The sequence below is a fragment of the Allotamlana fucoidanivorans genome (assembly GCF_006265225.1).
Classification (GTDB): domain Bacteria; phylum Bacteroidota; class Bacteroidia; order Flavobacteriales; family Flavobacteriaceae; genus Allotamlana; species Allotamlana fucoidanivorans.
In genome coordinates, this window is record NZ_VDCS01000005.1 from 193,122 (window position 1) to 218,071 (window position 24,950).

Annotated in this window: 17 protein-coding genes; 9 read left to right on the forward strand and 8 right to left on the reverse strand. The window is 35.1% G+C overall.

Annotation, left to right across the window (positions count from 1 at the left end):
- Window positions 1–328 precede the first annotated feature (328 nt).
- The 7 genes from gltB to FGF67_RS06500 all read left to right on the forward strand — a co-directional run bounded on the left by gltB (window position 329) and on the right by FGF67_RS06500 (window position 9,197).
- Window positions 329–4,843, forward strand: coding sequence for a glutamate synthase large subunit (gene gltB, locus FGF67_RS06470; RefSeq protein WP_233244020.1), 4,515 nt, complete (start codon window positions 329–331; stop codon window positions 4,841–4,843).
- Window positions 4,844–4,847: 4 nt separating this feature from the next.
- Window positions 4,848–6,314 carry a glutamate synthase subunit beta gene (locus FGF67_RS06475; RefSeq protein WP_139695921.1) on the forward strand — a complete coding sequence of 489 codons (1,467 nt, stop codon included), beginning with the start codon at window positions 4,848–4,850 and terminating at the stop codon, window positions 6,312–6,314.
- A 79-nt stretch (window positions 6,315–6,393) separates the two neighbouring features.
- Complete coding sequence (locus FGF67_RS06480; protein ID WP_139695924.1) at window positions 6,394–6,819, forward strand: hypothetical protein; 426 nt, start codon at window positions 6,394–6,396, stop codon at window positions 6,817–6,819.
- A 40-nt stretch (window positions 6,820–6,859) separates the two neighbouring features.
- Window positions 6,860–7,282 carry a SufE family protein gene (locus FGF67_RS06485; protein ID WP_139695926.1) on the forward strand — a complete coding sequence of 141 codons (423 nt, stop codon included), beginning with the start codon at window positions 6,860–6,862 and terminating at the stop codon, window positions 7,280–7,282.
- A gap of 1 nt (window position 7,283) precedes the next feature.
- Window positions 7,284–7,607, forward strand: a complete 324-nt coding sequence (locus tag FGF67_RS06490) for an SUF system Fe-S cluster assembly protein (RefSeq protein ID WP_139695928.1) — start codon at window positions 7,284–7,286, stop codon at window positions 7,605–7,607.
- A 41-nt stretch (window positions 7,608–7,648) separates the two neighbouring features.
- Complete coding sequence (locus tag FGF67_RS06495; protein WP_139695930.1) at window positions 7,649–8,155, forward strand: DUF2480 family protein; 507 nt, start codon at window positions 7,649–7,651, stop codon at window positions 8,153–8,155.
- A 115-nt stretch (window positions 8,156–8,270) separates the two neighbouring features.
- Window positions 8,271–9,197 carry a DUF3078 domain-containing protein gene (locus FGF67_RS06500; protein WP_139695932.1) on the forward strand — a complete coding sequence of 309 codons (927 nt, stop codon included), beginning with the start codon at window positions 8,271–8,273 and terminating at the stop codon, window positions 9,195–9,197.
- 148 nt (window positions 9,198–9,345) lie between these two features.
- Here the strand turns inward: FGF67_RS06500 and FGF67_RS06505 are convergent, their stop codons facing one another.
- Window positions 9,346–11,598, reverse strand: coding sequence for a penicillin-binding protein 1A (locus tag FGF67_RS06505; protein WP_139695934.1), 2,253 nt, complete (start codon window positions 11,596–11,598; stop codon window positions 9,346–9,348).
- A gap of 10 nt (window positions 11,599–11,608) precedes the next feature.
- A complete protein-coding gene (hflX, locus tag FGF67_RS06510) occupies window positions 11,609–12,829 on the reverse strand; it encodes a GTPase HflX (RefSeq protein WP_139695936.1) in 1,221 nt (406 codons plus the stop codon).
- Between the two features lie 112 nt (window positions 12,830–12,941).
- Between hflX and FGF67_RS06515 the strand changes: the two genes are divergently transcribed.
- Window positions 12,942–13,913 carry an endonuclease/exonuclease/phosphatase family protein gene (locus FGF67_RS06515; RefSeq protein WP_139695938.1) on the forward strand — a complete coding sequence of 324 codons (972 nt, stop codon included), beginning with the start codon at window positions 12,942–12,944 and terminating at the stop codon, window positions 13,911–13,913.
- Window positions 13,914–14,541: 628 nt separating this feature from the next.
- Here the strand turns inward: FGF67_RS06515 and FGF67_RS06525 are convergent.
- Together FGF67_RS06525 and FGF67_RS06530 are read right to left on the reverse strand one after the other, a co-directional pair.
- Window positions 14,542–15,978: a DUF5689 domain-containing protein gene (locus FGF67_RS06525; RefSeq protein WP_139695942.1), complete on the reverse strand. Its 1,437-nt coding sequence runs from the start codon at window positions 15,976–15,978 to the stop codon at window positions 14,542–14,544.
- Window positions 15,979–15,991: 13 nt separating this feature from the next.
- Entirely contained in the window at window positions 15,992–18,793 is a 2,802-nt protein-coding gene (locus FGF67_RS06530) for a TonB-dependent receptor (protein WP_139695944.1), read from the reverse strand.
- A gap of 123 nt (window positions 18,794–18,916) precedes the next feature.
- Here FGF67_RS06530 and FGF67_RS06535 point away from each other — a divergent pair, with 123 nt between their 5' ends.
- Window positions 18,917–19,966 carry an endonuclease/exonuclease/phosphatase family protein gene (locus tag FGF67_RS06535; protein ID WP_139695946.1) on the forward strand — a complete coding sequence of 350 codons (1,050 nt, stop codon included), beginning with the start codon at window positions 18,917–18,919 and terminating at the stop codon, window positions 19,964–19,966.
- A gap of 3 nt (window positions 19,967–19,969) precedes the next feature.
- Here FGF67_RS06535 and FGF67_RS06540 read toward each other — a convergent pair whose 3' ends face one another.
- The 4 genes from FGF67_RS06540 to FGF67_RS06555 form a co-directional block, all read right to left on the reverse strand.
- Window positions 19,970–20,410, reverse strand: coding sequence for a hypothetical protein (locus tag FGF67_RS06540; protein WP_139695948.1), 441 nt, complete (start codon window positions 20,408–20,410; stop codon window positions 19,970–19,972).
- 96 nt (window positions 20,411–20,506) lie between these two features.
- A complete protein-coding gene (locus FGF67_RS06545) occupies window positions 20,507–21,859 on the reverse strand; it encodes an endonuclease (protein WP_139695951.1) in 1,353 nt (450 codons plus the stop codon).
- Between the two features lie 70 nt (window positions 21,860–21,929).
- Window positions 21,930–23,102: a hypothetical protein gene (locus tag FGF67_RS06550; RefSeq protein ID WP_139695953.1), complete on the reverse strand. Its 1,173-nt coding sequence runs from the start codon at window positions 23,100–23,102 to the stop codon at window positions 21,930–21,932.
- Between the two features lie 11 nt (window positions 23,103–23,113).
- Entirely contained in the window at window positions 23,114–24,940 is a 1,827-nt protein-coding gene (locus tag FGF67_RS06555) for a TonB-dependent receptor domain-containing protein (protein ID WP_317128516.1), read from the reverse strand.
- Window positions 24,941–24,950 lie beyond the last annotated feature (10 nt).

Here is a 24,950-nt window from a genome sequence, read left to right on the forward strand (position 1 = left end):
TTTTTAAGGGTATTATCAAGATTGTTAGATTTTTTGATTTTTCAACAACTTAATTATTTGAATAATTGTCAGTATTTTCATTGTTTTACTGATATAATTTTCATTAAACAATAAAAACCTTAGCAGAAATTCACATTTCATCATTTTACACCCTATATTATATACTTTGAATATTTATTAAAAAATGCGTTTAATATTGATATATCATTATTATTATTAGAAGTTCAGTCCTAAAATCGAAATAATGAATTAGCACCTATTGTAATTCAAAAACTAGCACGTATCTTAGCGCTTCAACTCGAGTTTTTAAACCAATTATTTGTTGATTATGTTGAAGAAACAAGGACTTTATTACCCAGAATTTGAGCACGAAAATTGCGGCGCTGGTTTTATTTGTAATCTTAAAGGAGAGAAAACAAATCAAATCATACATGATGCCTTAGAAATTCTGGTAAAATTAGAACACCGCGGAGGTGTCAGTGCTGATGGGAAAACTGGTGATGGGGCTGGTTTATTGATTGATATCCCTCATGATTATTTTAAACGTGTTTGTGAGTTCTCTTTACCTGAACCACGAGAGTATGCGGTTGGGATGGTGTTTCTTCCAAAAGTAAAGAACCAATATAATTTTTGTAAATCAACCTTTGAAAACGAAGTTAAAGCACAAGGTCTTTCTATTTTAGGTTGGAGAGAAGTACCTGTTGATTCGACACAGTTAGGCCAAATAGCCTTAGCTTCAGAACCTAATATTGAGCAACTTTTTATTGGCAAAACCGAAGCAATTGATGACGCTACTTTTAAAGCTAAATTATATGCTGCTAGAAAAATTACTGAACATACTATAAGAGAATCAAAAATCTCTGAGAGTCATTATTTTTACGTACCCAGCTTATCAAATACAACCATTATCTACAAAGGTATTATCATGCCAGAAGATATTGGTCCATATTACACCGATTTACAACAAATTGATTTGGTAACACGTTTAGCACTTGTACACCAACGCTTTTCAACCAACACCATGCCAACTTGGGAATTGGCGCAACCGTTCCGCTTTATGTGTCAGAATGGTGAAATCAACACCCTAAGAGGTAATGTGAGTAGAATGCGCGTACGTGAGGAAATTATGAAAAGTGATGTGTTTGGTCCGCAAATAGACAAACTTTTCCCTATTATTCTGCCTGGAAAATCAGATTCTGCTTCTATGGATATGGTGGTTGAATTGTTAACGCATACTGATAGATCATTACCCGAAATCATGATGATGATGATTCCTGAGGCATGGGAAAAACACAAAACCATGAGTACCGATAAAAAGGCCTTTTATGAATACAATGGTTGTATTATGGAGCCTTGGGATGGCCCTGCTTCAGTACCGTTTACAGATGGAGACTATATTGGTGCTTTATTAGATAGAAACGGGTTAAGACCTTCAAGATATACCGTTACTAAAAGTGGTAAATTAATTATGTCTTCTGAAATTGGAGTGGTTGATGTTGCTCCTGAAGATGTTTTAGAACATGGTAGATTAGAGCCTGGTAAAATGTTCTTGGTGGATATGAACGAAGGTCGCATCATTGAAGACGAAGAGATTAAAACCAAAATAGTTTCTGAAAGACCATACAAAAAATGGTTAGATAAAACGCGCTTACATTTAAGAGACGTACCCTACACCAATGAAACCTGCCCAATTGAAACGATTGACATAAAAACACGGCAGCGTTTATTCAATTACACCTTTGAAGATATTCAAGAGGTAATTACTCCTATGGCGGTAAACGGAAAAGAAGCTTTAGGCTCTATGGGTATTGATACCCCACTTGCCGTTTTATCAGATAGACCTCAACTCATTTCAAACTATTTCAAACAATTATTTGCACAGGTAACCAATCCGCCATTAGATGGAATTCGTGAAGAAATTGTAACCGACATTAGTTTAAATCTTGGTAAAGACCGTAATATTTTCAGTATTACTGAAAGACAGTGTAGAAAACTAAGAATTCAAAATCCGGTAATTTCAAACGCCGATTTAGAAAAAATTAGAACCATAAAAATTGAAAGCTTCAAAGCTGAAACCATTCAAATGCTATACCCTAAAGCTCAAGGACTCAACGGTCTTGAAGATGCTTTAGAAGATATTATTTTACAAGTTGAAAAAGCGCTAGAAAGAAAAACAAATATCATTATTCTTTCTGATAGAGGTGTTAACCAAGAGTTTGCCCCTATTCCAGCTCTATTAGCTTGCTCCTATGTAAACCACCAGTTAAACCGCTTACGTAAACGTTCTTATTTTGATATCATTATTGAATCTGCAGAACCTCGTGAGCCGCATCATTTTGCTACTTTATTTGGTTATGGCGCTAGTGCCATAAACCCATATATGGTGAATGAAATAATCAGAATGCAAGTAAAAGAAGGCTTCATTACTGGTATGGATGAAGAAAAAGCAGTTGAAAATTTCAACAAAGCAATTGGAAAAGGTATCTTAAAAATTATGAACAAAATTGGAATCTCTACCTTACACTCGTATAGGGGTTCTCAAATTTTTGAAATTGTTGGTTTTAACTCACAATTTGTTGAAAAATACTTCCCTTACACAGCATCAAGAGTAGAAGGCATCGGTTTATATGAAATTGAAAAAGAAATTAATGAGCGTTATAAACAAGCCTATCCAGATAATAGAATAGACCGAAAGCTAGGATTAAACATAGGAGGGGATTACCGTTGGAGACGTAACGGTGAGCGCCATTTATTCAACCCAACTACCGTTGCTAAATTACAACAAGCGGTAAGATTGAGTGATCAGGCTAGTTATGATGTGTATTCAAAAGCCATTAACGAGCAGTCTGAAAACTTAATGACCATTCGTGGTTTATTTGAGTTTGATAATTTAGACCCTATTCCTTTAGATGAAGTAGAACCATGGACTGACATTGTGAAACGCTTTAAAACGGGCGCCATGTCTTACGGGTCTATTTCTCGTGAAGCCCATGAAAACTTAGCCATTGCCATGAACCGTATAGGTGGTAAATCTAATTCGGGTGAAGGAGGAGAAGACCGTCGTCGTTTTCAAAAAGATGTAAATGGTGACAGTAGAAACTCTGCTATTAAGCAAGTGGCTTCTGGCCGATTTGGAGTAACATCGCATTACTTAACCAATGCCAAAGAAATCCAAATTAAAATGGCTCAAGGTGCTAAACCTGGTGAAGGTGGTCAGCTGCCTGGAGAAAAAGTATTACCATGGATTGCCAATGCGCGTAACTCAACACCTTTTGTAGGGTTAATTTCACCACCACCCCATCATGATATTTATTCTATTGAAGATTTAGCACAACTTATTTTCGATTTAAAAAATGCTAATAGAGATGCTAGAATTAACGTGAAATTAGTATCTGAAGTTGGGGTAGGAACTATTGCTGCTGGTGTGGCCAAAGCTAAAGCCGATGTGGTTCTTATTTCAGGATATGACGGTGGAACAGGAGCCTCTCCACTTACCTCTTTAAAACATGCTGGTTTACCTTGGGAACTTGGTCTATCAGAAGCGCAACAAACTTTGGTTCTTAATAACTTACGTAGTCGTATTGTTGTAGAATGTGACGGGCAGTTAAAAACAGGTCGTGACGTAGCCATAGCAGCCTTGCTAGGAGCAGAAGAATTTGGTTTTGCTACAGCACCGCTTGTAGCTTCAGGATGTATTATGATGCGTAAATGTCATTTAAACACATGTCCAGTGGGTATTGCCACTCAAGACAAAGAGCTACGCAAGAACTTTAAAGGCACCCCAGAACACGTTATTAATTTCTTCTACTACATTGCAGAGGAATTAAGAGGTATTATGGCACAACTAGGATTTAGAACGGTAGCTGAAATGGTAGGGCAAACGCATAAAATTAATGCGAATAAAGCCATTAAACACTACAAAGCCAGAGGTCTTGATTTGTCAAGTATACTTCACAGACCAACGGCGTATAGCCAATTGACGGTAAGAAATACAGAAGCTCAAGATCACAATCTTGAGAACGTATTAGACTTTACCATACTTAAAGATTCTCACCGAGCGCTTTATAGAAAAGAAAAAATGAACTTGGCATACCCTATCAAAAATATTGATAGAACAGTGGGTGCAATAGTGAGTAATGAGATATCAAAAATATATGGTCATCAAGGCTTACCTGAAGACACCTTAAATATTAATTTCACCGGATCTGCGGGTCAGAGTTTTGGGGCTTTCGGAGCTCACGGATTAACATTTACAGTTGAAGGTAACACCAACGATTATCTAGGCAAAGGCTTATCTGGCGCCAAATTAATCGTTAAAAAACCAGCATCTGCAGATTTTATTGCTGAAGAAAATATCATTGTTGGTAACGTGTGTTTGTTTGGAGCCGTTCAAGGTGAGGCTTATATTAATGGTATTGCAGGGGAACGTTTTGCAGTAAGAAACTCAGGAGCTTCTGCCGTTGTTGAAGGGGTTGGAGATCACTGCTGTGAGTATATGACCGGAGGTAGAGTTATTGTTTTAGGTAACACCGGAAGAAACTTCGCTGCCGGAATGAGTGGTGGTATTGCTTATGTTTTTGATCCTGAAAATAAATTTGTAAACGGTCTGTGTAATACAGAAACTATAGAGTTTGAAGATATTAGCACTGAGGATGCTGCCGAGTTAAAAGCATCAATAGAAAAACACGCATTATATACAAATAGTAACAGAGCTAAAGAATTATTGGCCAATTGGGACACGAGTTTAGCAAACTTTGTAAAAGTAATGCCTATAGAATATAAGAAAGCTCTTGAGCGTTTAGCAAAAGGAGAAGTAATGGTTGAAGAATTAGAAATAGTATAGTGTTATGGGTAAAGTAACTGGATTTAAAGAATTTGAAAGACAAGACGAGTCGTACAAACCTGTTCAGGAGCGTATAAAACATTATAAAGAATTTACGGTTCCATTAAGTGAACCTGAACTTGTAAAGCAAGGATCTCGTTGTATGGATTGTGGTATTCCTTTTTGCCACAGTGGCTGCCCGCTAGGTAACCTAATTCCTGATTTTAACCATATGGTACATCAAGAAGAATGGCAAAAAGCTTCTTGGTTATTACATTCTACCAATAACTTTCCTGAATTTACTGGTAGGTTATGTCCGGCACCATGTGAAAAATCTTGTGTATTGGGTATTATTGAAGATCCTATTTCTATTGAAAATATAGAAAAAAACATTGTTGAACGTGCCTTTAAAGAAGGCTGGATTAAACCCCAACCACCAAAAACAAGAACAGGTAAAACAATTGCCATTGTTGGTTCTGGACCTGCTGGTTTAGCAGCAGCGCAACAATTAAATAGAGCAGGACATACGGTGACTGTTTTTGAGCGTGATGATGAAATTGGAGGCCTATTACGTTACGGTATTCCTAATTTTAAAATGGAAAAAGAAATTATTGACCGTAGATTAGCTATTCTTGAAGCTGAAGGTATCTCCTTTGAAACGAACGTAAATGTGGGTGTTAATTATGATACCGAAGAGTTGAAAGCCTTTGATGCTGTTGTACTTTGTGGTGGTGCTACTGAAAGACGTAGTTTACCAACACCTGGTATTGATGCTGATGGGGTTGTTCAAGCCATGGATTTCCTAACACAACAAACTAAGGTTCTATTTGGAAAGAAAGTTGAAAATCAAGTTTTAGCAACGGATAAACACGTTATTGTTATTGGAGGTGGTGATACAGGTTCCGATTGTATTGGTACTTCAAATCGTCATGGTGCAAAATCTGTGGTTAACTTTGAAATTATGCCAAAACCACCAGGACATCGTTCGCCTACAACACCTTGGCCCTATTGGCCGTTACAATTAAAAACATCTTCTTCTCACCAAGAAGGTGTAGAACGTAACTGGTTAATTAATACCAAAGAATTTGTTAAAGATCAAAACGGGAAATTAACAGCTTTAAGAACGGTAAATGTAGAGTGGAAAATGGTTCCTGGAGAACGTCCGCAGTTAGTAGAAATTCCTGGCACAGAAAAAACATGGCCCTGTGATTTGGCCTTATTAGCTCTAGGGTTTACAGGTCCTGAAAGTACGCTTGCAGACAAGCTAGGTATTGAAAGAGATGCCCGTTCTAATTACAAAGCAGAATACGGAAAATATCAAACAAATATCCCTAATATATTTACGGCTGGTGATATGCGCCGCGGACAATCATTAATTGTTTGGGCCATTTCGGAAGGTAGAGAAGCAGCCAGACAAGTAGATATTTATTTAATGGGTAAATCAAACTTACCTTCTAAAGATGCTAGTGGTGATTTGGTAGCCATGAATTAAACCCAATACTTTTTATGTATAAAAAAAGTGAACCATATTCGGTTCGCTTTTTTTATTTCTTCTAAACATCTATTATTTCATGAAAGCCATACTCTTACTTCTAATAACTTTCGTTACTCAAGGAAGTTGCCAAACAAATCAATCTCAAGCTATTCTATCCGTTGAATATACCATGGTGTCTAGAGGCTTTTACCAACAAATCATTATAGACAAAAACACACTAATAAAAAGGCAAAAAAAAGGAAGCACTGGCGAGTATTTCAATTGTACTGATACTGATTGGCAACAAATAATCAGCGCCATTAAATCTATTGAATTAGATGACTTTGAAACTATTAATCCACCAAGTCAAGCTTTTCAGCATGACGGCGCTGCCATGGCGCAATTAAAACTAGTGACAAGTGATAAAACGTATCAAACATCAAGTTTTGATCATGGCAACCCTCCTCAAGACATTAAAAAATTAGTTGAAGTTATTTTATCCGTAGCTCAAAACATTGAATAGCAAAATATCTTATTGTATTTTTGTTTAAAATTTTATGATTGTGAGTATTGAAGAGATCCAAAACGAAATAATAGACGAATTCTCAATGTTTGATGATTGGGAAGAACGTTACCAATATATGATAGATTTAGGGAAAGATTTACCCCTTATTGACGACCAATACAAAACAGACCGAAATATTATAAAAGGCTGCCAAAGTAAAGTATGGGTTCATGCAGAAATGGAAAATGACAAAGTCGTTTTTACGGCTGATAGTGATGCCATTATTACAAAAGGCATTATAGCTATTTTAATAAGAGCATTTTCAAATCAGCGTCCAAAAGACATTATAGATGCAGATACTAGCTTTATTGACAAAATAGGCTTAAAAGAACACTTATCACCAACGCGCGCCAACGGTTTAGTGAGTATGGTAAAACAATTAAAAATGTATGCCATTGCATACCAAACACAATTGAATTAAAATGAGTGAAACAATAGATACCGCCGAGTTAGGAGAAAAAATTGTAAATGTATTAAAGACCATTTACGATCCTGAAATTCCTGTTGATATATACGAATTAGGTTTAATTTATGACGTTTTTGTCAATGAAGACAACGATGTAAAAATCTTGATGACCTTAACAACGCCTAACTGTCCTGTGGCTGAAACATTGCCACTAGAAGTTGAAGAAAAAGTAAAATCATTAGATGCTGTAAAAGACGCCGAAGTTGAAATTACTTTTGATCCACCCTGGACACAGGAGCTCATGAGTGAAGAAGCAAAATTAGAGTTAGGAATGCTCTAAACCTCAGCTTCGTTTATAAAAATTCAAAAGAAAACGAACTTATGGCTGACGAGATTATAAATCGCGTAGCAAATAGTAAACTAGTTACTATTGATTTGGAAGATTACTATCCATCAGGTAAGCGCCTACTATTTGATATAAAAGATTGGCTTTATAAGGGCCTAATTTTACGTGAAAAAGATTTTAGAGCGCATGCATTAGCCTTTAATTGGAGTCAGTATCAAAACTGTTATGTAGCACTAACTTGCAGTACAGATGCTATTTTGCCTGGTTGGGCATTTATGTTACTTACTGTTTATCTGCAACCATATGCCAAAAAAATTGTAACGGGAAATCTGTCAGATTTAGAAACTTCCATATTTCAAGATATTATAAGCAACTTAGATGTTGGTCCGTTTAAAGACAAGCCCGTTATTATAAAAGGCTGTTCTAAAAAACCAGTACCAGAAAGCGCCTATATCATGCTTACCGGTAAACTCATACCCCATGTAAAGTCTATTATGTATGGGGAAGCATGCTCTTCTGTGCCTTTACATAAAAAGAAATAACATTTAACAGAAACATAATTCTTCCCTAACTCCGTAGCACGGGCTATTTACTTACTTGCCACTTTTTTCAAATAAAAAAACTATATTTATTCATCTTATTTAAAAACAACCGCAAATGAAAAAACAGCTATTAATCATTGCAATGTGTATAGGATTTGTTTCAATACATGCACAAACTAAAGAAGAGTTAGAAATACAAAAAAAAGAAAAACAAACAGAGGCTGATGCCTTAAAAAAAGAAATTGACGCCATACAATCAAAACTAGATGCCCTACCTGGGTGGCATCTCAATGTTTTTGGTACTATTGGCGGTACTTTTTCAAATTTCAACAATTGGTATGCCCAAGGCGCTCCCAACAATACCTCTGGAAGTATTGGTTTTACCGTAAATGCTACGGCTAATTTAATTCAACCAAAATTTTTCTGGAGAAATGCTTTAACCACTAACTTAAACTGGGTAAAATTAGATGACCGAGATGACCCGACTGATGATGCTGGTTTTGAACCTACTACAGACGTTTTCAACATTTCTTCATTGTACGGTAGAAATTTATCTAAAAAGTGGGCCGTATCGGCATTGATGGAATACAGAACCACACTTTTAGATAACTTCAACAACCCTGGGTATTTAGATTTAGGTGTAGGTTTCACTTGGACACCAATTTCTGATTTAGTAGTTGTAATTCATCCTTTAAACTACAATTTTGTATTTGCTGACAAGGATTTAGTTTTTGATTCTTCAATGGGTGCGAAAATTATGGTTGATTATGCCAAAAAAATAGGCGATTTAAATATCAAATCTAACCTTTCTGCGTTTCAAAGTTATAAAAGCAGCAACTTTTCAAACTGGACCTGGACCAATTCTTTAGGATATACTCTTTGGAAAAACTTTGGTCTTGGGTTTGATTTTGGTTTAAGAAGTAATAAGCAGGAAGCACTTAATTATGCTTTAGAACAAATACCTCCTACCGCTACAGGATTTGATGATGTTGACAATAAATTACAAACCTTCTACACCGCAGGTATTAGTTATAAATTCTAGATATTTTAACCAGATTCAATATTAATCAAACACGGCAGCTATTTTATCTGTCGTGTTTGCTTTTAAACCTAGTATTAGCAATATATTTAGTTTATAAACAAAAGAAAAAAATAGGATAGCATTGTACAATCAGCATAACCATTTATGCTTAATTTCCTTTAAACTTTTTTGTCCGTTTTTTCCCTTTAAATAAACGTTGAAAAAAAGAATCGCGCTTTTCTGGTTCACAATTCAAATCGTTAACTACCTTCTCAGATGGCTTTGAAAAGCCAGCCCGTGTGATGGCATTAAACTCAGCATCAGCATTCAATTTCTGATAGAATTTTGCAAAAATAGGCAAAGCCGAATTAGCACCTTGACCCATAGCCGTAGTTTTAAAACCTATACCATGATTATCATTTCCTACCCAAGTTACGGTAACCAGTTTAGGTGAAATCCCAACAAACCACCCATCTTTATTATCTTGGGTAGTTCCTGTTTTTCCTGCGATATCATTCTTTAAATTGTAAACGGTTCTTAATCTTGATGCCGTACCAAAATTTACAGTAGATTTCATCATTTCAAGCATCACCTCACAGGTATATTCACTAAAGGCTTGTTCTCCTACTTCAGGATTAAAAGTGGCGATAACATGCCCTTCTCTATCTTCAATCTTGGTAATTAAATAAGGCGTAACGGACCTTCCTTTGTTTGAAAAACTTGTATAAGCACCTGTAAGTTCTTTCAGATTAATTTCGGCTACACCTAAAGCTAAAGAAGGCTCTTCTGGTAATGTTTTTGTAATTCCTAATTTTTTAGTTTGCTCAATCACATTGGTAATACCCGTTTTATTCAACACCTTTACTGCAATGGTATTTACCGAATGACTCAAAGCCTTTTCTAAATTGTAGTTAAGATGAGGGTCATCTTCCTTACCACCTGAGTTACTAGGTGTCCAGTCGTCATAATTAGAATACGTGACTTCTGCCAATGAAAAATAGGTGCAAGGATCCATACCTTGTTCTATGGCTGTGGCGTATACAAATGGTTTAAAAGTAGACCCTACCTGGCGCTCACTTTGAGTCACATGATCATATTGAAAAAATCGGTAATCAATACCACCAATGTATGTTCTCACAGCTCCGCTTGCAGGATCAACAGCGAGCATACCTGTATTTAAAAATTTCAGAAAATGTTTCAAACTATCCTTTGCTGTAACCTGCATAATGGTGTCGCCCTCCCAACTAAACAGTTCTACATCATGCTTTACCGATAACGAGTCTTCAATTTGTGATTTACTTAAACCCAGCTCCTTTAAAGTCTTGTATTTAGGTAAATTTTTATAGGCATTTTCAATAAGTTGTTTATCCTTTTTCCATGGAGCATATTTACCATAGGAGGCTTCATAATCTTTTTGTAATTGCGATAAATGCGATTTCATTGCATCTTCTGCAAGTTGCTGCATTTTGTAATTTAAAGTAGTATGCACAATCAAACCATCCTTATACAGGTCATATTTATCTCCGTTTGGCTTTTTTATGGAATCGAGTATTTGTGCTAATTCCTTTTTTACTTCCTCCCTAAAATAAGGTGCAACACCAAGATCATGATTAAATGAACGATAATCTAAAACCAAATCTTTAAGCACCAAAGTGTCTTTAGCCTCGGGTTCTAAATAATGATACTTAACCATTTGATTCAACACAACATTTCGCCTATCCAAACAATTTTCGGGATACTTTCTTGGGTTATAGTAATTGTTAGCTTTAAGACTCCCTACCAAAGCAGCAGATTCATTAATGGTAAGCTCTGATGCTGGTTTATTGAAAAACTTTCGAGCTGCACTTTCTATACCATAAGTATTATCAGAAAACGGAACCGTGTTTAAATACATAGTTAAAATTTCCGTTTTACTATAGATGGTTTCTAGTCGTGTAGCAATAATAGATTCCTTAAATTTATTAATGACTGTACTGAAAAAGATAAAATTCTTCCTTCCAAATAGGTTTTTTGCCAATTGTAAGGTAATGGTACTTCCGCCACCAGCAGATCTATCTTGAAGTAAAATACTTTTTACAAAAACGCGCATTAAACTTACATTGTCAATACCATCGTGTTCATAAAATCTAATATCTTCAGTGGCCAACAAAGCGTCTATAAGATGCTTCGGAAAATCTTCAAACTTTAAAGGTTGTCTATCATAAATGTAATATTTACCAATAAGTTTACCATCCATATCAAGTACCTGCGTAGCCTCTTCTTGTTTAATACTACTCAACTCTTCAATAGTTGCAACTTTTCCAAAAAAACCTAAATATATACTAAAATACAGGCCAACAAAAAAAACAAAGACAGCGGCTAGTAGCACTAAAAACCTTTTTATCCATTTGTTTTTTAGAATTTTAAAGACCTTTTCTAGCATTATAATACTTTTATTGACTTTCTTCTTCTTCGTAATCTGGGTATAAGAAATGGTTATAAGGGAAACGCGTTATATGAATGTCTCTCACCTCATCATAAACACGCTTTTTAAAATCTTCAAGATTCTGTTTATTAAGAGCTGAAATGAATAAAGCATTATTTCCAACCTTACCCATCCAGGTTTTTTTCCACTCTTCAAGAGAGTAATACTTGTTTGTACGCTCTGTTTCCAAATCATTTTCCTCAATAGGTGGTTCCGCTTGATAGGCATCAATTTTGTTAAATACCATGATGGTAGGCTTGTCATTACTTTCAATTTCGCCTAAAATCTTATTCACAGACTCAATGTGTTCTTCAAAGTTTGGATGCGAAATATCAACCACATGAAGCAATAAATCAGCTTCTCTTACTTCATCAAGTGTACTTTTAAAACTCTCTACCAACTGAGTGGGTAATTTTCTTATAAAACCTACGGTATCACTTAATAAAAATGGTAAATTTTGAATAACTACTTTTCTTACCGTAGTATCAAGTGTAGCAAATAATTTGTTTTCGGCAAACACCTCACTTTTACTAATGACATTCATTAAGGTAGATTTTCCTACGTTGGTATACCCCACCAAAGCTACTCTTACCATTTTACCGCGATTGCCACGCTGTACAGCCATTTGCTTGTCAATGGTTTTAATTCTGTCTTTTAACAGGGCTATTTTATCACGTACAATACGTCTGTCAGTCTCTATTTCAGTTTCACCAGGTCCGCGCATACCAATTCCACCACGCTGGCGTTCAAGATGTGTCCACATTCCTCTTAACCTAGGGAGCAAATACTCATATTGGGCCAATTCAACCTGTGTTCGGGCATAACTAGTCTGGGCTCTTTGTGCAAAAATATCTAATATTAAATTGGTTCTATCTAAAACCTTACAGCCAAGTATTTTGCTGATGTTACGTTCTTGAGTAGCTGATAATTCATCATCAAAAATGGCCGTAGAAATGTCATGCTCTTCAACAAAGTTTTTTACGTCTTCCATTTTACCAGTCCCAATGAATGTTTTGGGATTTGGCATATCCATCTTTTGTGTAAATCGTTTTATGGCTCGTCCACCCGCTGTATAGGTTAAAAACTCCAGCTCATCCAAATATTCTTTCAACTTATCTTCGTCTTGATCTTTGGTAACTATACCAACCAGAACCGCTTTTTCTAAACCTATCTCTTTCTTTTCTATCATAACACAAAGTTACATAATTGTAAGCATTTAATATTTAAAAAAAACACCACAAAACAGGGGTAATCACACCAAATAATTGGTGGTTTCTTAATTTAAACTCTATTTTTGATTTATGACAAATCCTTTTTATGAGAATATTATGGTACGCCATGATATGCAAACTCTGGCCTTTTATAATGTTGAAAATCTATTTGACTTAAAAAGTAATAAGTACACTAATGACCGTGAATTTATTTCAAGTTCGGTTAAAAACTGGACCCCAAAGCGCTATGAAAACAAACTGAGAAAGTTAGGGTTTTGCATGGCAAATATTGGTCGAAGAGAAACAGGTAAACACCCTGCCTTAATTGGTTTGGCTGAAGTAGAAAATAAAACGGTTTTAAACGATTTATTAGAGTCCAAGCACCTTAACAAGTTTAACTATAACTATGTGCATTATGATTCTATGGATGAACGCGGTATTGATGTAGCCCTTTTGTATGATGAAGACGTATTTCAGGTTACACATTCTGAGATATTTACTATTTCGCTTCTTGATAAAGATGGTGACCCCGATTATACCAGAGATATTTTGTTGGTATCAGGCGTACTAGAAAACACCCCTATACATGTTATTGTTAATCATTGGTCTTCCAGACGAGAAGGCGCTCAAGAAACCGAGGTTAAACGTATGGCTTCGTCTTATAAAGTTCAGGAAATTATTTCTCGTTTAAAATTAGAACATGAACAACTTAACATCATTGTAATGGGTGATTTTAATGATGACCCGCATAATACCAGCATAAAACAAATGGTAGACCATAGTGCTTTATACAATCCGTTTGAAACCCTGAGGTCGTTCAACCGCGGCACTGTAAAACATAAACGGCAATGGTTTTTGTTTGATCAAATTATGCTATCCTCTAATTTTTTAAAACATTCAATAGATCAATTTGAATTTTTTAAAGCCAATATTTTTGATGAAGACTTCCTAAAACTTTTTAAAGGCCCATTTAAAGGAGCTCCTTTTAGAACCTATGTTGGACAAAAGTATAAGGGTGGCTATAGTGACCACTTCCCTGTTTACCTTATTTTAAAAAAATAGACAACGACAATATACTTAACGCGACATAATTTTTTTGCCATGTTTCAGGTTGAACGGAGTCGAGCCCTCATTGAAAATCACGAATTTTAATACTTATCTACTTGCTTGTAAGGTGTTTTCAAAAAAGCATATATTCTTTTCATTCAATACAGCTTGTGCCATGAATACTGGATGCTCATATCATGCTAATTATTAAAAGGCTTGGTACAATATATAGGATAAGGCGAGTAGACTAAAGGGTACAAACCATATTAACCAAATACTATAATTTAACCTTTTGTTTTTAAGTATGTTTGCATTTCTAACCTTTCGTTTTCTACCACCGTATTGCATCCAATTCTTAAAATAAATAAAAACTACAGCAATTACGTATAACGTCCAGGCCTTACTTGAAGACATAGTCTCTACATGCATTTGCTTGAAAAATTTTGAAAAAAATACGCCTAAAAGCAAAAGCAACGCACATTGTAAAAACGTTAAATAACATGTTGCTATGGCATCTGCTTTTCTTACTTTCTTGTTTTTATAATACTGAAAAACATGAAAGAATAACATATCAAAAGTTGTCATTTGGCTAAAATAATAACTCCAACGGATTTATTACAGAATTGCCTCAGAATAATATATTCTACTCTATAAAATCAATACTAATCTCATCAAGCTCATAAACCCCATCAAAAGATGCTTGCCCACCACCTGTAAATTTAAATGCAATGTAAACGGTTCCTGTCTCACAGGATAAATCAACAATACCAGAATCAAACCAAGGCGCAAAAGAATCAGTATCCTTCACAACATAAGCAGCAGAAAACACTCCCCAGGTTGCGTTTGTGATGGTTGCTTCGGCACCATCCCAATCTGATGAATACAATACTTCCATAAAACTACTATCTGCCAAACTATTTGACGTTTTAAAACGTAGTGTTTCGCCTTCCTGATTATCAAGATGTATGGGCGGAGTAATGAGCCAGCCTATGTTGCTTACATCTCCTGAGCTTGCCGATTGAAATCGTGCTGAACGCCCCAATGACGCATTTGAAGATGTTGACGAATAGCCTTCCCAAGCTTGTGAGCCCGCTTCCATGTAATTAGTCCAACCCTCAATAACTATGGGTTTGTTATTTTTTTGAGATTCAAAATCTTCATATAACAGATTCCCTGTACCTACCAATTCTCCTAGTTCACATGGCCACTCTATAGGATCGCAGCGCGATGGATCATCAAACACCACATCTTCAGATGTATTAATAATTAAAACGTTGAAATTATCTCTAAAATCTCTACTAAAAATTCCTGTAATAGCCCCATTTCCTTGAGGCACCGTTAGGGCTTTAAAATCAGAAAACGTACTTGTTTGCATTATTATTGATGTTCCTGAATCGCAAGATTCTAACAGGCGTAAACCATCAAATTCGTCAAATGATTCACTTGCAAAAGTAGCTCCTAACTCAAATCGGTTTAACTGCATCTTATGTAACTGAATGAGTGTGTTTTCATCCCACTCAGTTAAATCTTCAATAGCAGACACTTTAGGCACTATGTTCACTATATGGTTTGTTCTCAATATAATATGTTTAAATTCGGCCGCTTGAATCTGTCCTACATTTATACCATCGCCTTTTCCTATAGTAAGCACACCATTTGATTCTCCAATAGTTAGTCCGTTTAATTTAACATATACTTTTTGACCAAACTGATAAATATCTGACAAACTACTGGCATTAATATCTATTTTAAAGCCCATTCTTGGATCGGAATCTGATGTGCTGCCGTCTACTTTATTTTGAATAATTAACTCTTCAAAAAAGTTACCTGATTTATCTGAAGACACTACGTAACCTTCAATATATAAATCGGTTTCGGCATCAAGTACAACAGTAGTTTTGCCATCATTAATGGCTTGATTATATAAAGACTTAAGCGTTTTGAAGGTAGTTACCTTGTCTTTTGGGATATCTGGTTCTGTGATGGAAACGTCGGGTAATTCATAGTCTTCAGTCTTAACACAGGACACCAACATTATAAAAATGAGGATGGCTACCTTTTGAAATGTAAATGTTTTCATAAGCATCATAGTTTTAAAACCTAAGATTAAGATTCAAGAAATAGGTAGTTCCTCTACCGTACCAATATTTGGGTCCAAAAACCGGCGTTGTTAAAGCTTTATCGTCTCTTAATTCTCTATAGTTTGCCGTTCTACCTTGTTCAAAACCTCCTGTTTTGTATACTTCATCAAGTACATTATTTATACTTGCAAATAAGCCCAAATAATACTTTCCTATTTTCCATGATTTCCCTCCAACAAGATTCACTACCATATAATCATCAAACCGTTCTTGTTGTAACAATTGTTTTGCCAGATCTTCATCATAATCATTAAACACATTGCCATCAAAATCAGTATTAAAATTTGATGACCGCTTCAAAGGGCTTACATCTAAATACGTATTTGTGAAAAAATTGACAGTAGCCCCAAACCACCAATACTCAGGATCCCGATACTCAAAACCCAAAGCATAAGCATTTTGCGGACCATTTGACAAACGATAATTTTTCAACTTAGTTTCTCGAAAATCTTTGATTCCATTTACAAAGCCAGCGGCTTCAGCGTCATCACTAGGTTCTGTTGTTAAATATAATTTAGGGTTATTATTATAAGTAAACTGACCTAGGGCTGCAACGCCTTTAAGTTTTATGGTTGTGGTAACTTGTGCCTCTACTCCTAATTCGGCTCCAAAATACTTTTTATCAATACCCTGTAAAATTTCTTGAACAAAAATAGCATTGTCACCTCCCACGCCATCAGCGAAATAAAATGCAATATCATTGGCATTGGTAATTTTTGTGAAATACCCTGTTAATTTAGCTTTAACAAAAGGCGATCTGAAAATATAACTTCCATCAACAGAAGAAATATTTTCAGTGGTAATATTTGGTACTATATTATGGTTTTCTCGAGCATTTGAATAGGTGTTTTGAATAGTTGGCGCGCGATTTATATATCCTAAATTAACATTGAATACATGCTTGCCAGTCCATTTATAAGTTAGCCCTGCCTTGCCTCCAAAACCTGTGAACGCCAGTTTTTTACCTCGACCAAACGAATTATTAGGAAAACCCCCATTTTGATACAGCCCTTCCCTTTGATAGTGTGTACGGTTTATACTTCCTGAAAGATAGAAATCTACATTACTATAGGTAAATAAGCCTTGTGCATAGCCATCAAAACTATTGGCTGTAATATTATAGTGGTATTTAAATTTGTCACCAACCATTACCAATCGGTTAGGGTTACGCAAATCGTTTTGAGCTTCATCAATAGTATTGGCAAAAGTATCAATATCTAGATAGGTTGAAGCACCAAGTAAATCTAATACATGGGCATAATTTTTAGACAGTAATGATTTGTAATTAACTCCAGCATTTACTCTGATATTTGCATTAATATCTTTATTGAAAATGGAATTAACAGTTAGTTGCGTATCATCAACTCTATCTTCATAAAGCCCATATATGGCGTTCCCTCCTTGTTGTGCATTATTAATATTGGCATTATACATTGTATCCCAATTAATCTGACCATTTGCTTGAAATAGCTTGAGTGCCAAATAAGCATATTCTAAATTATCAGGATAATTTCTTTCAAAATAGCTTGGTAGTTTTTGATAGTAGGCTGGACTTGGATTTGAGCCACCCCCCTGTGGAATCCCATCAACTAAATCGGTTCCATTATAATCAAGTCGGCTATTACCTAAACTTCCAAATTGATAAGCCACATTAGTATTTAAAGATGTTTTACTATTTAAATTCCAATTATGGTTAAGTATAAACACAGGCTCATTTACCTCTTTAATTCTAGAATTACGCTTTTCACCATTTTGCAAACCCCAATATTCGTTGTATTTAATATCTTTTATATTATACACCTCCTGAGTATTTGGGGAAGACTTTCCTCGTTTATTTGGTGTATAAATAGCTGTTATATTCAAACTATGCTGATCACTTAACTTCTTTTCAACCGATGTAAAAAACGAGTTTGAGCTGTATGAGGTAGCGTCTTGATATCCTTCATTGCCCCAGCGTCTGCCCAAGGAAATGGTATACGCCCAGTTATTTTTTAGTAATCCTGAAGCGTACGTTGCCATAATTCGATTTGTATAACTTCTATTGGAAGACGAATAGGTTATGCCCCCTCCCGATTTTACCTGAGACGCCCTAACATTAATATTTGTGGTGCCTAAAACGCCGCCAAAATTGTAATTTGATGGTGCTAACCCTAAGGTTAATTCTTGGTTGCGCAATACATCATTAATCCCACCCCAATTACTCCACTGCGGTCGTCCATTATAACCTTTATTCATTTCAATGCCGTTAATTAAAACCGAAGCATTTCTGGAGTCTAAACCTCTCATCCTAAAAAATGATGCGCTAAATTCAAACGCTGCTGTTCTCTGAAAAACATCCAAAGATGATGCCAGTAACCCAGCCATATTATCTGCACCACTAGTATCATCATTCAATTCATCATCAGATAGGGTTATAACAAACAAATCATCAGTACTTGACCTATCTGGATCTAATATCATATCAAAAATGGTGACCAATTCTCCCTCATTTACCACAATAGGATAGCGTTTTGTTACATAGCCAAGTTTTGATAGTTTAATTACTTGTTCTCCTAAGGGTACATGCATATCAAAAACGAACAGACCTTGTTCATTTGTTGTAACGCTCAAGTTGGTACCTTCCAATTCAACAACCACAGTTGTGATAGGTTTTGAAGACACCGCATTTAAAACACTCCCTTTTATAAGCGTTTGTTGCGCCGCAACCTTAACACAACTTAGGGTAACAAATAAAAGGACTAAGGCTTTCTTCATATTGAGATTTAGATAGCTACAATATAAAAAGTAAGTTATTAATTACAAAATTAAATTTATTTAAAATAATATACTACATTTGATAGCGTATTGTAGGACAAAAACACCCTATTGTTTCTATTTATGTATAGTTATAAATTTTATTTCGCTCTCATTTTCTTTTGTATTTCAGCCGTTTTAAAAGCGCAAAATCATTCTTATTCTATTCATACTATAGCCTTTTACAACCTTGAAAACCTATTTGACACCATTAATGATCCCAGAAAATTTGATGAATACAGCCCCATTATGGAGGTAGAATCAAATCGTTCAAAAATCTATCAAAAGAAAACAAGTAATATGGCTAAAGTGATTTCTGATATTGGCTTTGAGCTTACTAAAAATAGCCCGAGCATTATTGGTGTTTGCGAAATTGAAAACAAAGATGTTTTAATTGATTTAATTTCAAATGATTTTCTGAAGGATAAAAACTATGGGATTATACATTTTGATTCTCCAGATGCCAGAGGTATTGATGTAGCTTTATTATATAAAAAACATATTTTCACACCAACACATTCTAGTCATCATACCCTTAAGCTTTATGATGATGAGCAAGAGCCAATTTATACTAGAGATCAATTATTAGTGAGTGGTCAATTAGATGGTGACAAGATACATCTTTTAGTGAATCATTGGCCATCGAGACGTGGTGGAGAAACTAAAAGCCAACCAAGGCGTATATCGGCCGCTAAACTAACTCGACACCTTACGGATTCGCTTCAAAGTATTGATCCTTATGCTAAAGTGATTATTATGGGCGATTTCAATGACAACCCCAATAACAAAAGCATAAAAAACATACTCAATGCAAAAAAGAATCGCAACAATCTAAAAATAAGACATCTATACAATCCATTTTATAAACTTTATACTATCGGACTAGGCACTACCGCCTACAGAGATGCTTGGAGCCTGTTTGACCAAATTATGATAAGCAAACCCTTACTTGAAAAAGATTTTAGTTCTTTCCAATACTTCAAATCGGGAATATACAATAAAAACTACCTTATTGACAATCAAGGGCGTTACAAAGGCTATCCATTAAGAAGTTTTTCTGATAACGGATTTAATAACGGGTACAGTGATCACTTTCCCGTTTACATACATTTGATAAAAAAGGTGAGCGACTAATACCTAGCCTAACCAAGTATTCCAAGGAATTCTTGATAAAAATAAAACTAAGGCTATAGAATAAAATATAGCTATTGTTTTTAGTTTGGCATTTGAGGTTAGCTTCTTTTTATGTTTTGAGTACCCAATAGTAATCAAAGCTACAGCCAGAATATTAATAACAGGATGCTCAACCAAATACAGTCTATTTACAGCATCTTTCATGATACCTCCCATACCCACTTCGCCAAATAATTGTAATCTTGGTGATACCACATACAACACTAATCCAATAAGTAACTGAATGTGTGAAACGATTAAGGTAAATAACGATTTTCTGAAATCATTTGCTTCATATTCTTTATCTGTAAATGTTTTTATAATGGCATTAAACGTTGCAATAATTAAAACGATTAAAACGAAGTAAGCCCAATACGAGTGAAGTGTTTTTACAATGTTATACATGAAGCATCTTTTTTTATTCTTGACAAATGTAATAATTAAAAAGATAAAAAAAGCCACCTTAAAAAAAAGCGGCTGTTATGTTTTGTTATCCTAAGATTATTTCCACGTATTTTCAGCTGTATTGCCGCCCCAAATTAATGTTGCTAAATAAGGGTTATCAATAAATGGGTTTCTATTACCTTGCGCACCAAAAATAACTTGATTACGTTGCTTTTCAAAGTCAGATACAGGGTCTTCAACATTCCATTTTAAGAATAATTCAAGCGTTCCAACTTTTACAAACGTTTCACCATATCTGATATTCAAATACATAACCATTCTTGCTACGTCACCTTTCCATTCGTCTCCAGGATACCAGGAAACCTCACCAATTTTTTGATTGTTCCCAGAGCCATCTACATAGGGATAATTACTTCGCTCTTCATTTACATTAGCATCACAAGATCTTAAATGATGTAAATCTGTTACCGCATCATTGGCAGATAATCTTGATTGTGGGTATATATGTTCTGTATTGAATGTTTGCGGGCTATAAGCATTTGTACCAGAAGTATATTCTTTCCAATACCTACTTTCACCTGTATACATCAAGATAACATTATCATCATTATTTAAATCTTTGTCGGCATCATACAAATAATTATGGCGCTCTCCGTAAGACAAAATGGTGGTATGCTTATTTTTTGTAAGGGCTTCTAATTCCTCAAACATTAAATCTGCATCCTCAGAAAAAATAACACCACTATAATAATCAGACACCTCGGCAGCAATATTAAAACTTAGTCCTGTAACCACCGTAACATGTACCGTAGCGGTATCACAGGACGGATTTGGGGTGTCATTATCACAAATAGTATAGGTAAAGGTATCTGAACCTGTAAATCCAGACTTAGCTGTATAGCTTATAGTTCCATCAGCATTACGCACAACGGTTCCTTGTGAAGAAGTTCCATCAACTTCTGATAACATGGCACCATCCATTAAATTGTCGTTATCCAATAGGATAGTAAGCACTTTGGTGCTATTTTCAAGCACTTTTACAGTATCATCTTCGGCTAAAGGGCTACCTGCATCTGTAACGGTGATAGTCACTGTTGCTGTTGAACAATCGGGTTTTTCGTCCCTATCACAAATGGTATACGTAAATGTATCTTCTCCTACAAAATTAGCTGGCGGCGTATACGTATAGGTATTATCTCTGTTGTCAGTGATTGTACCGCCCTGGGTTGTTGTTATATCAAAGCTTGTAATCCGGGCGTTATCCAATACGGTATCATTTGAAAGTAAGTCGCCTATAACGACTACATCATTTTCTGTAGTGTTTGCTGTATCATCCACAGCAATAGGTACACCATTTGGATCAGGTTCTGGTTTGGGAACTGAATCATTTCCTTCTGAACTACACCCTAGAATAAAAATTAAACTAAATAAACCTAAAAAGTACTTCATTTAATAAATTTATTGAAATTTAAAAAACCACCTCTTATCAAGGTGGTTTTAAATATGCTGAACACTTTTTTTATTTATTTACCTTCCAAACTAATTCTCCTGAATCATTTTTTGCTTTAATTAAACTCATGCTCTCGGTACCTGTCGCACCAGTATAAACAACATAAGTTAAAACATATTTTTGACCTTCCTCAGCTTCAGGTTGTTTTTTGTTTAACAAAGCAGAAAATGCTTCTAGTAACATATCATCATTCCAGTAATTACTACTACTCGATCTTCTATCAAAGCTTCCAAAAAACCCTACATTATCTGCTGGTCCCGGATATTTATCAATAAAAGTACTTGAAATAAAAGATATATCTTCATCAACCAGAGTATATTTTATGGTATTATCTGGTACCCAAGCATCCTGTTCGCCATCGTATCCAAATTGTAATACCTGATTGATAACATCATTATATTCAGACCAATTTTCACCATCATAAATAAAATACTTCACATAACTATACGTGGTACTGTCATCCGTTCTACCATCTTCATCTAGGTCATCTACATCTGTAGTATATAGTTTGTACATCGTACCCACTATATCTCCTGCTTCATAACCATCAAATTTTAACTTATCTTTTAAAATAATAGCCGTTTTTAAAGTAGCTTCATCCTCATTTGAAAAGTTTGGAAAACGCTCTCCCATTAGGGTATACTCATCGTCAGAAAAGCTAATCATTTCCTCCCAAGTATCATTAATAAATAAGTATCCTGTATTTAATGTATTTGTACTTCCATTATAAAAATCATACGTTAAAGACACTAAAACTCTATCCTCTGGATTAGGGTATTTATATTCTAAGAACTCTATAATTTCTGACTCTCTATCAAAATTCCCAAAAGTATGACCAAGAGCAGCATAATCTTCATTAGAGACTGTATATCTAATTAAACTTCTCTCTTCTCTTTTAGGTGAATATAAAGCATAGGTAATGAATGCACTTGATCCGTCTTTTAAAGCAGGATATTTGTCTTCTAGAAGAATTGGAATTAACTCTTTAGCTTCATCTTCAGAACCAAAATTTGGAAATCGTAGTTCTAATTCTTCGGTATAATCTTCTTCAGTTAAAGTATACGCAACATCACCAGAAATAGGCTTTGCATTTAAAGCAATTTCATCATAAATATCTTGATTTGGATTACATCCAACAAGAATGAACCCAATAATCATAACATAATTAAATAAATTTTTCATCTTCTTTTTTTTTAAAAATTAAGCCTTGCTCCTACACTAAAGGTTCTTCCAAAACCATAATAAACTCTTGCTACTCTCGCCGAAGATCCAGGAATATAGTCAGGATCACCAGGATTACCTACTGCTCTGCCATCTTGAGCATCTGAAATATACTCTAAATCGAATAAGTTATTTATTCTACCAGTAATACTTGCATCAAAAGGTCCAAATTTAAAACCATGAGTAAGCGCTACATCAAAAAGGTTATAATTAGGCATTTTCCATGCGTCTGGCCCTGGTTCTTGTCGGTCGCTAGGGTCAAATTCCGCATAGATGTCTCCAAAATAATTATAATCTAAATTAATTCTTGTTTTTGGAGCTAGTCTATAATCTAAACCTAAAGCTGCTGTAGTTTGCGCTGCATCGGCAACATGCAAATCTTTGATATAAATATCTACAACATCAATAAGGTTTTGATCCTCATCAAAAATAGGAACACCTAAAACATCTTTATCCCATCTCCAATCACCTAAAGAAGCCATTCCTGTAATATTAAATTTATTGGATACTCGGTATACAAAATCTAACTCGATTCCTTGATGAATAGCATTTACACCTAAGATATTGGCTGCAGCGCGCGTTCCGTCAGGTTGCTGAAAACTTGCAATCTCTGTTCTATCTTTCCAAAATGTTCTATATAAGTTCAAATTAGCCGAAAACTTTTCTCCTCTAAAACCATAACCAATTTCAACACTAGAAATCTTTTGATTAGGAGCATCGGCATTAATGTTATCATTACTAAAGTTCAAAAATACAGCATCAAAATTCGGGGCTCTTTCAAAATACCCGAGGTTAGCAAACACATTATGATTTCCACCAAAACGGTAGTTCGCTCCTCCTTTTACACTATACCCAGCAAAATTATAGCGATCGGTTTTTTGCAGCGGATCTGAATCTAAATAATTAAAGTAATCTATTCGTTGATACGATGTATTTGAGCCAGCTAAAGATATAAATGCATTAAAATGTTCATTAATGTCATATTCTAGTTGACCAAAAAGTCCTAACCAACCTACTTTACCATCGTTATAATAATTGATTTTATCACCCACTCCAGCTGGATTGTTAGGATTGTTTTCGTTACCATTATCTAAAAAATATCGACCTCCTAGTAAATCTGTTACTTCTTGAAAGTGGATTCCTTTATAAGATCTAAAATCTAAACCAGCTAAAAGCACTAAGTCATCCGTTAAATCAGTTTTTAAGGTTGACAAAAGCCCATACCAATTATGATCATTTCTTGACGCCCTCAATATGGTTTCAGAGCCTTCGGCTCCTCTAGCTTCATTTTCAGCCGAGATCAAATCAAAATCTATAGGCCCATATAAGCCAGTTCTGTAAGGGCTACTACCATCTGCTTCGTTGAAGGTAAATTTATTTACACCTCTCCAGCCTCCGCCACCTCCTGTTCCGAATGAAACATATGCAGATGAAAGCAACGAGGTTTTTTCATTAATATTCCAGGTGTGATTTAAGGAAATTTGAGGCTTGTGATAAAAATTATCCTCTTGAAAGGTTACTTGTCCGTTTTTATAACCCCAATCTGAGTTAAACTTTCTGCCTCGCTCACTATTCTTAAATGTCTCAATTAAATGTCTGTTTTGTCTTTGACCATGTTGTTGCTTTGCTCCAAAAGCAGAAAAAGATAAACTATGGTTATCATTAATCTCTTTTGAAATATTTATGAAATAAGAAACTCCTGAAAACTGTGTTCCATCCACATAACCATCTCCCTTTGTACTTGCTGCAGACGCTGTAACCGCAAAACCATTCTTCATTAAACCTGTTGAATAAGTCATACCATATTTC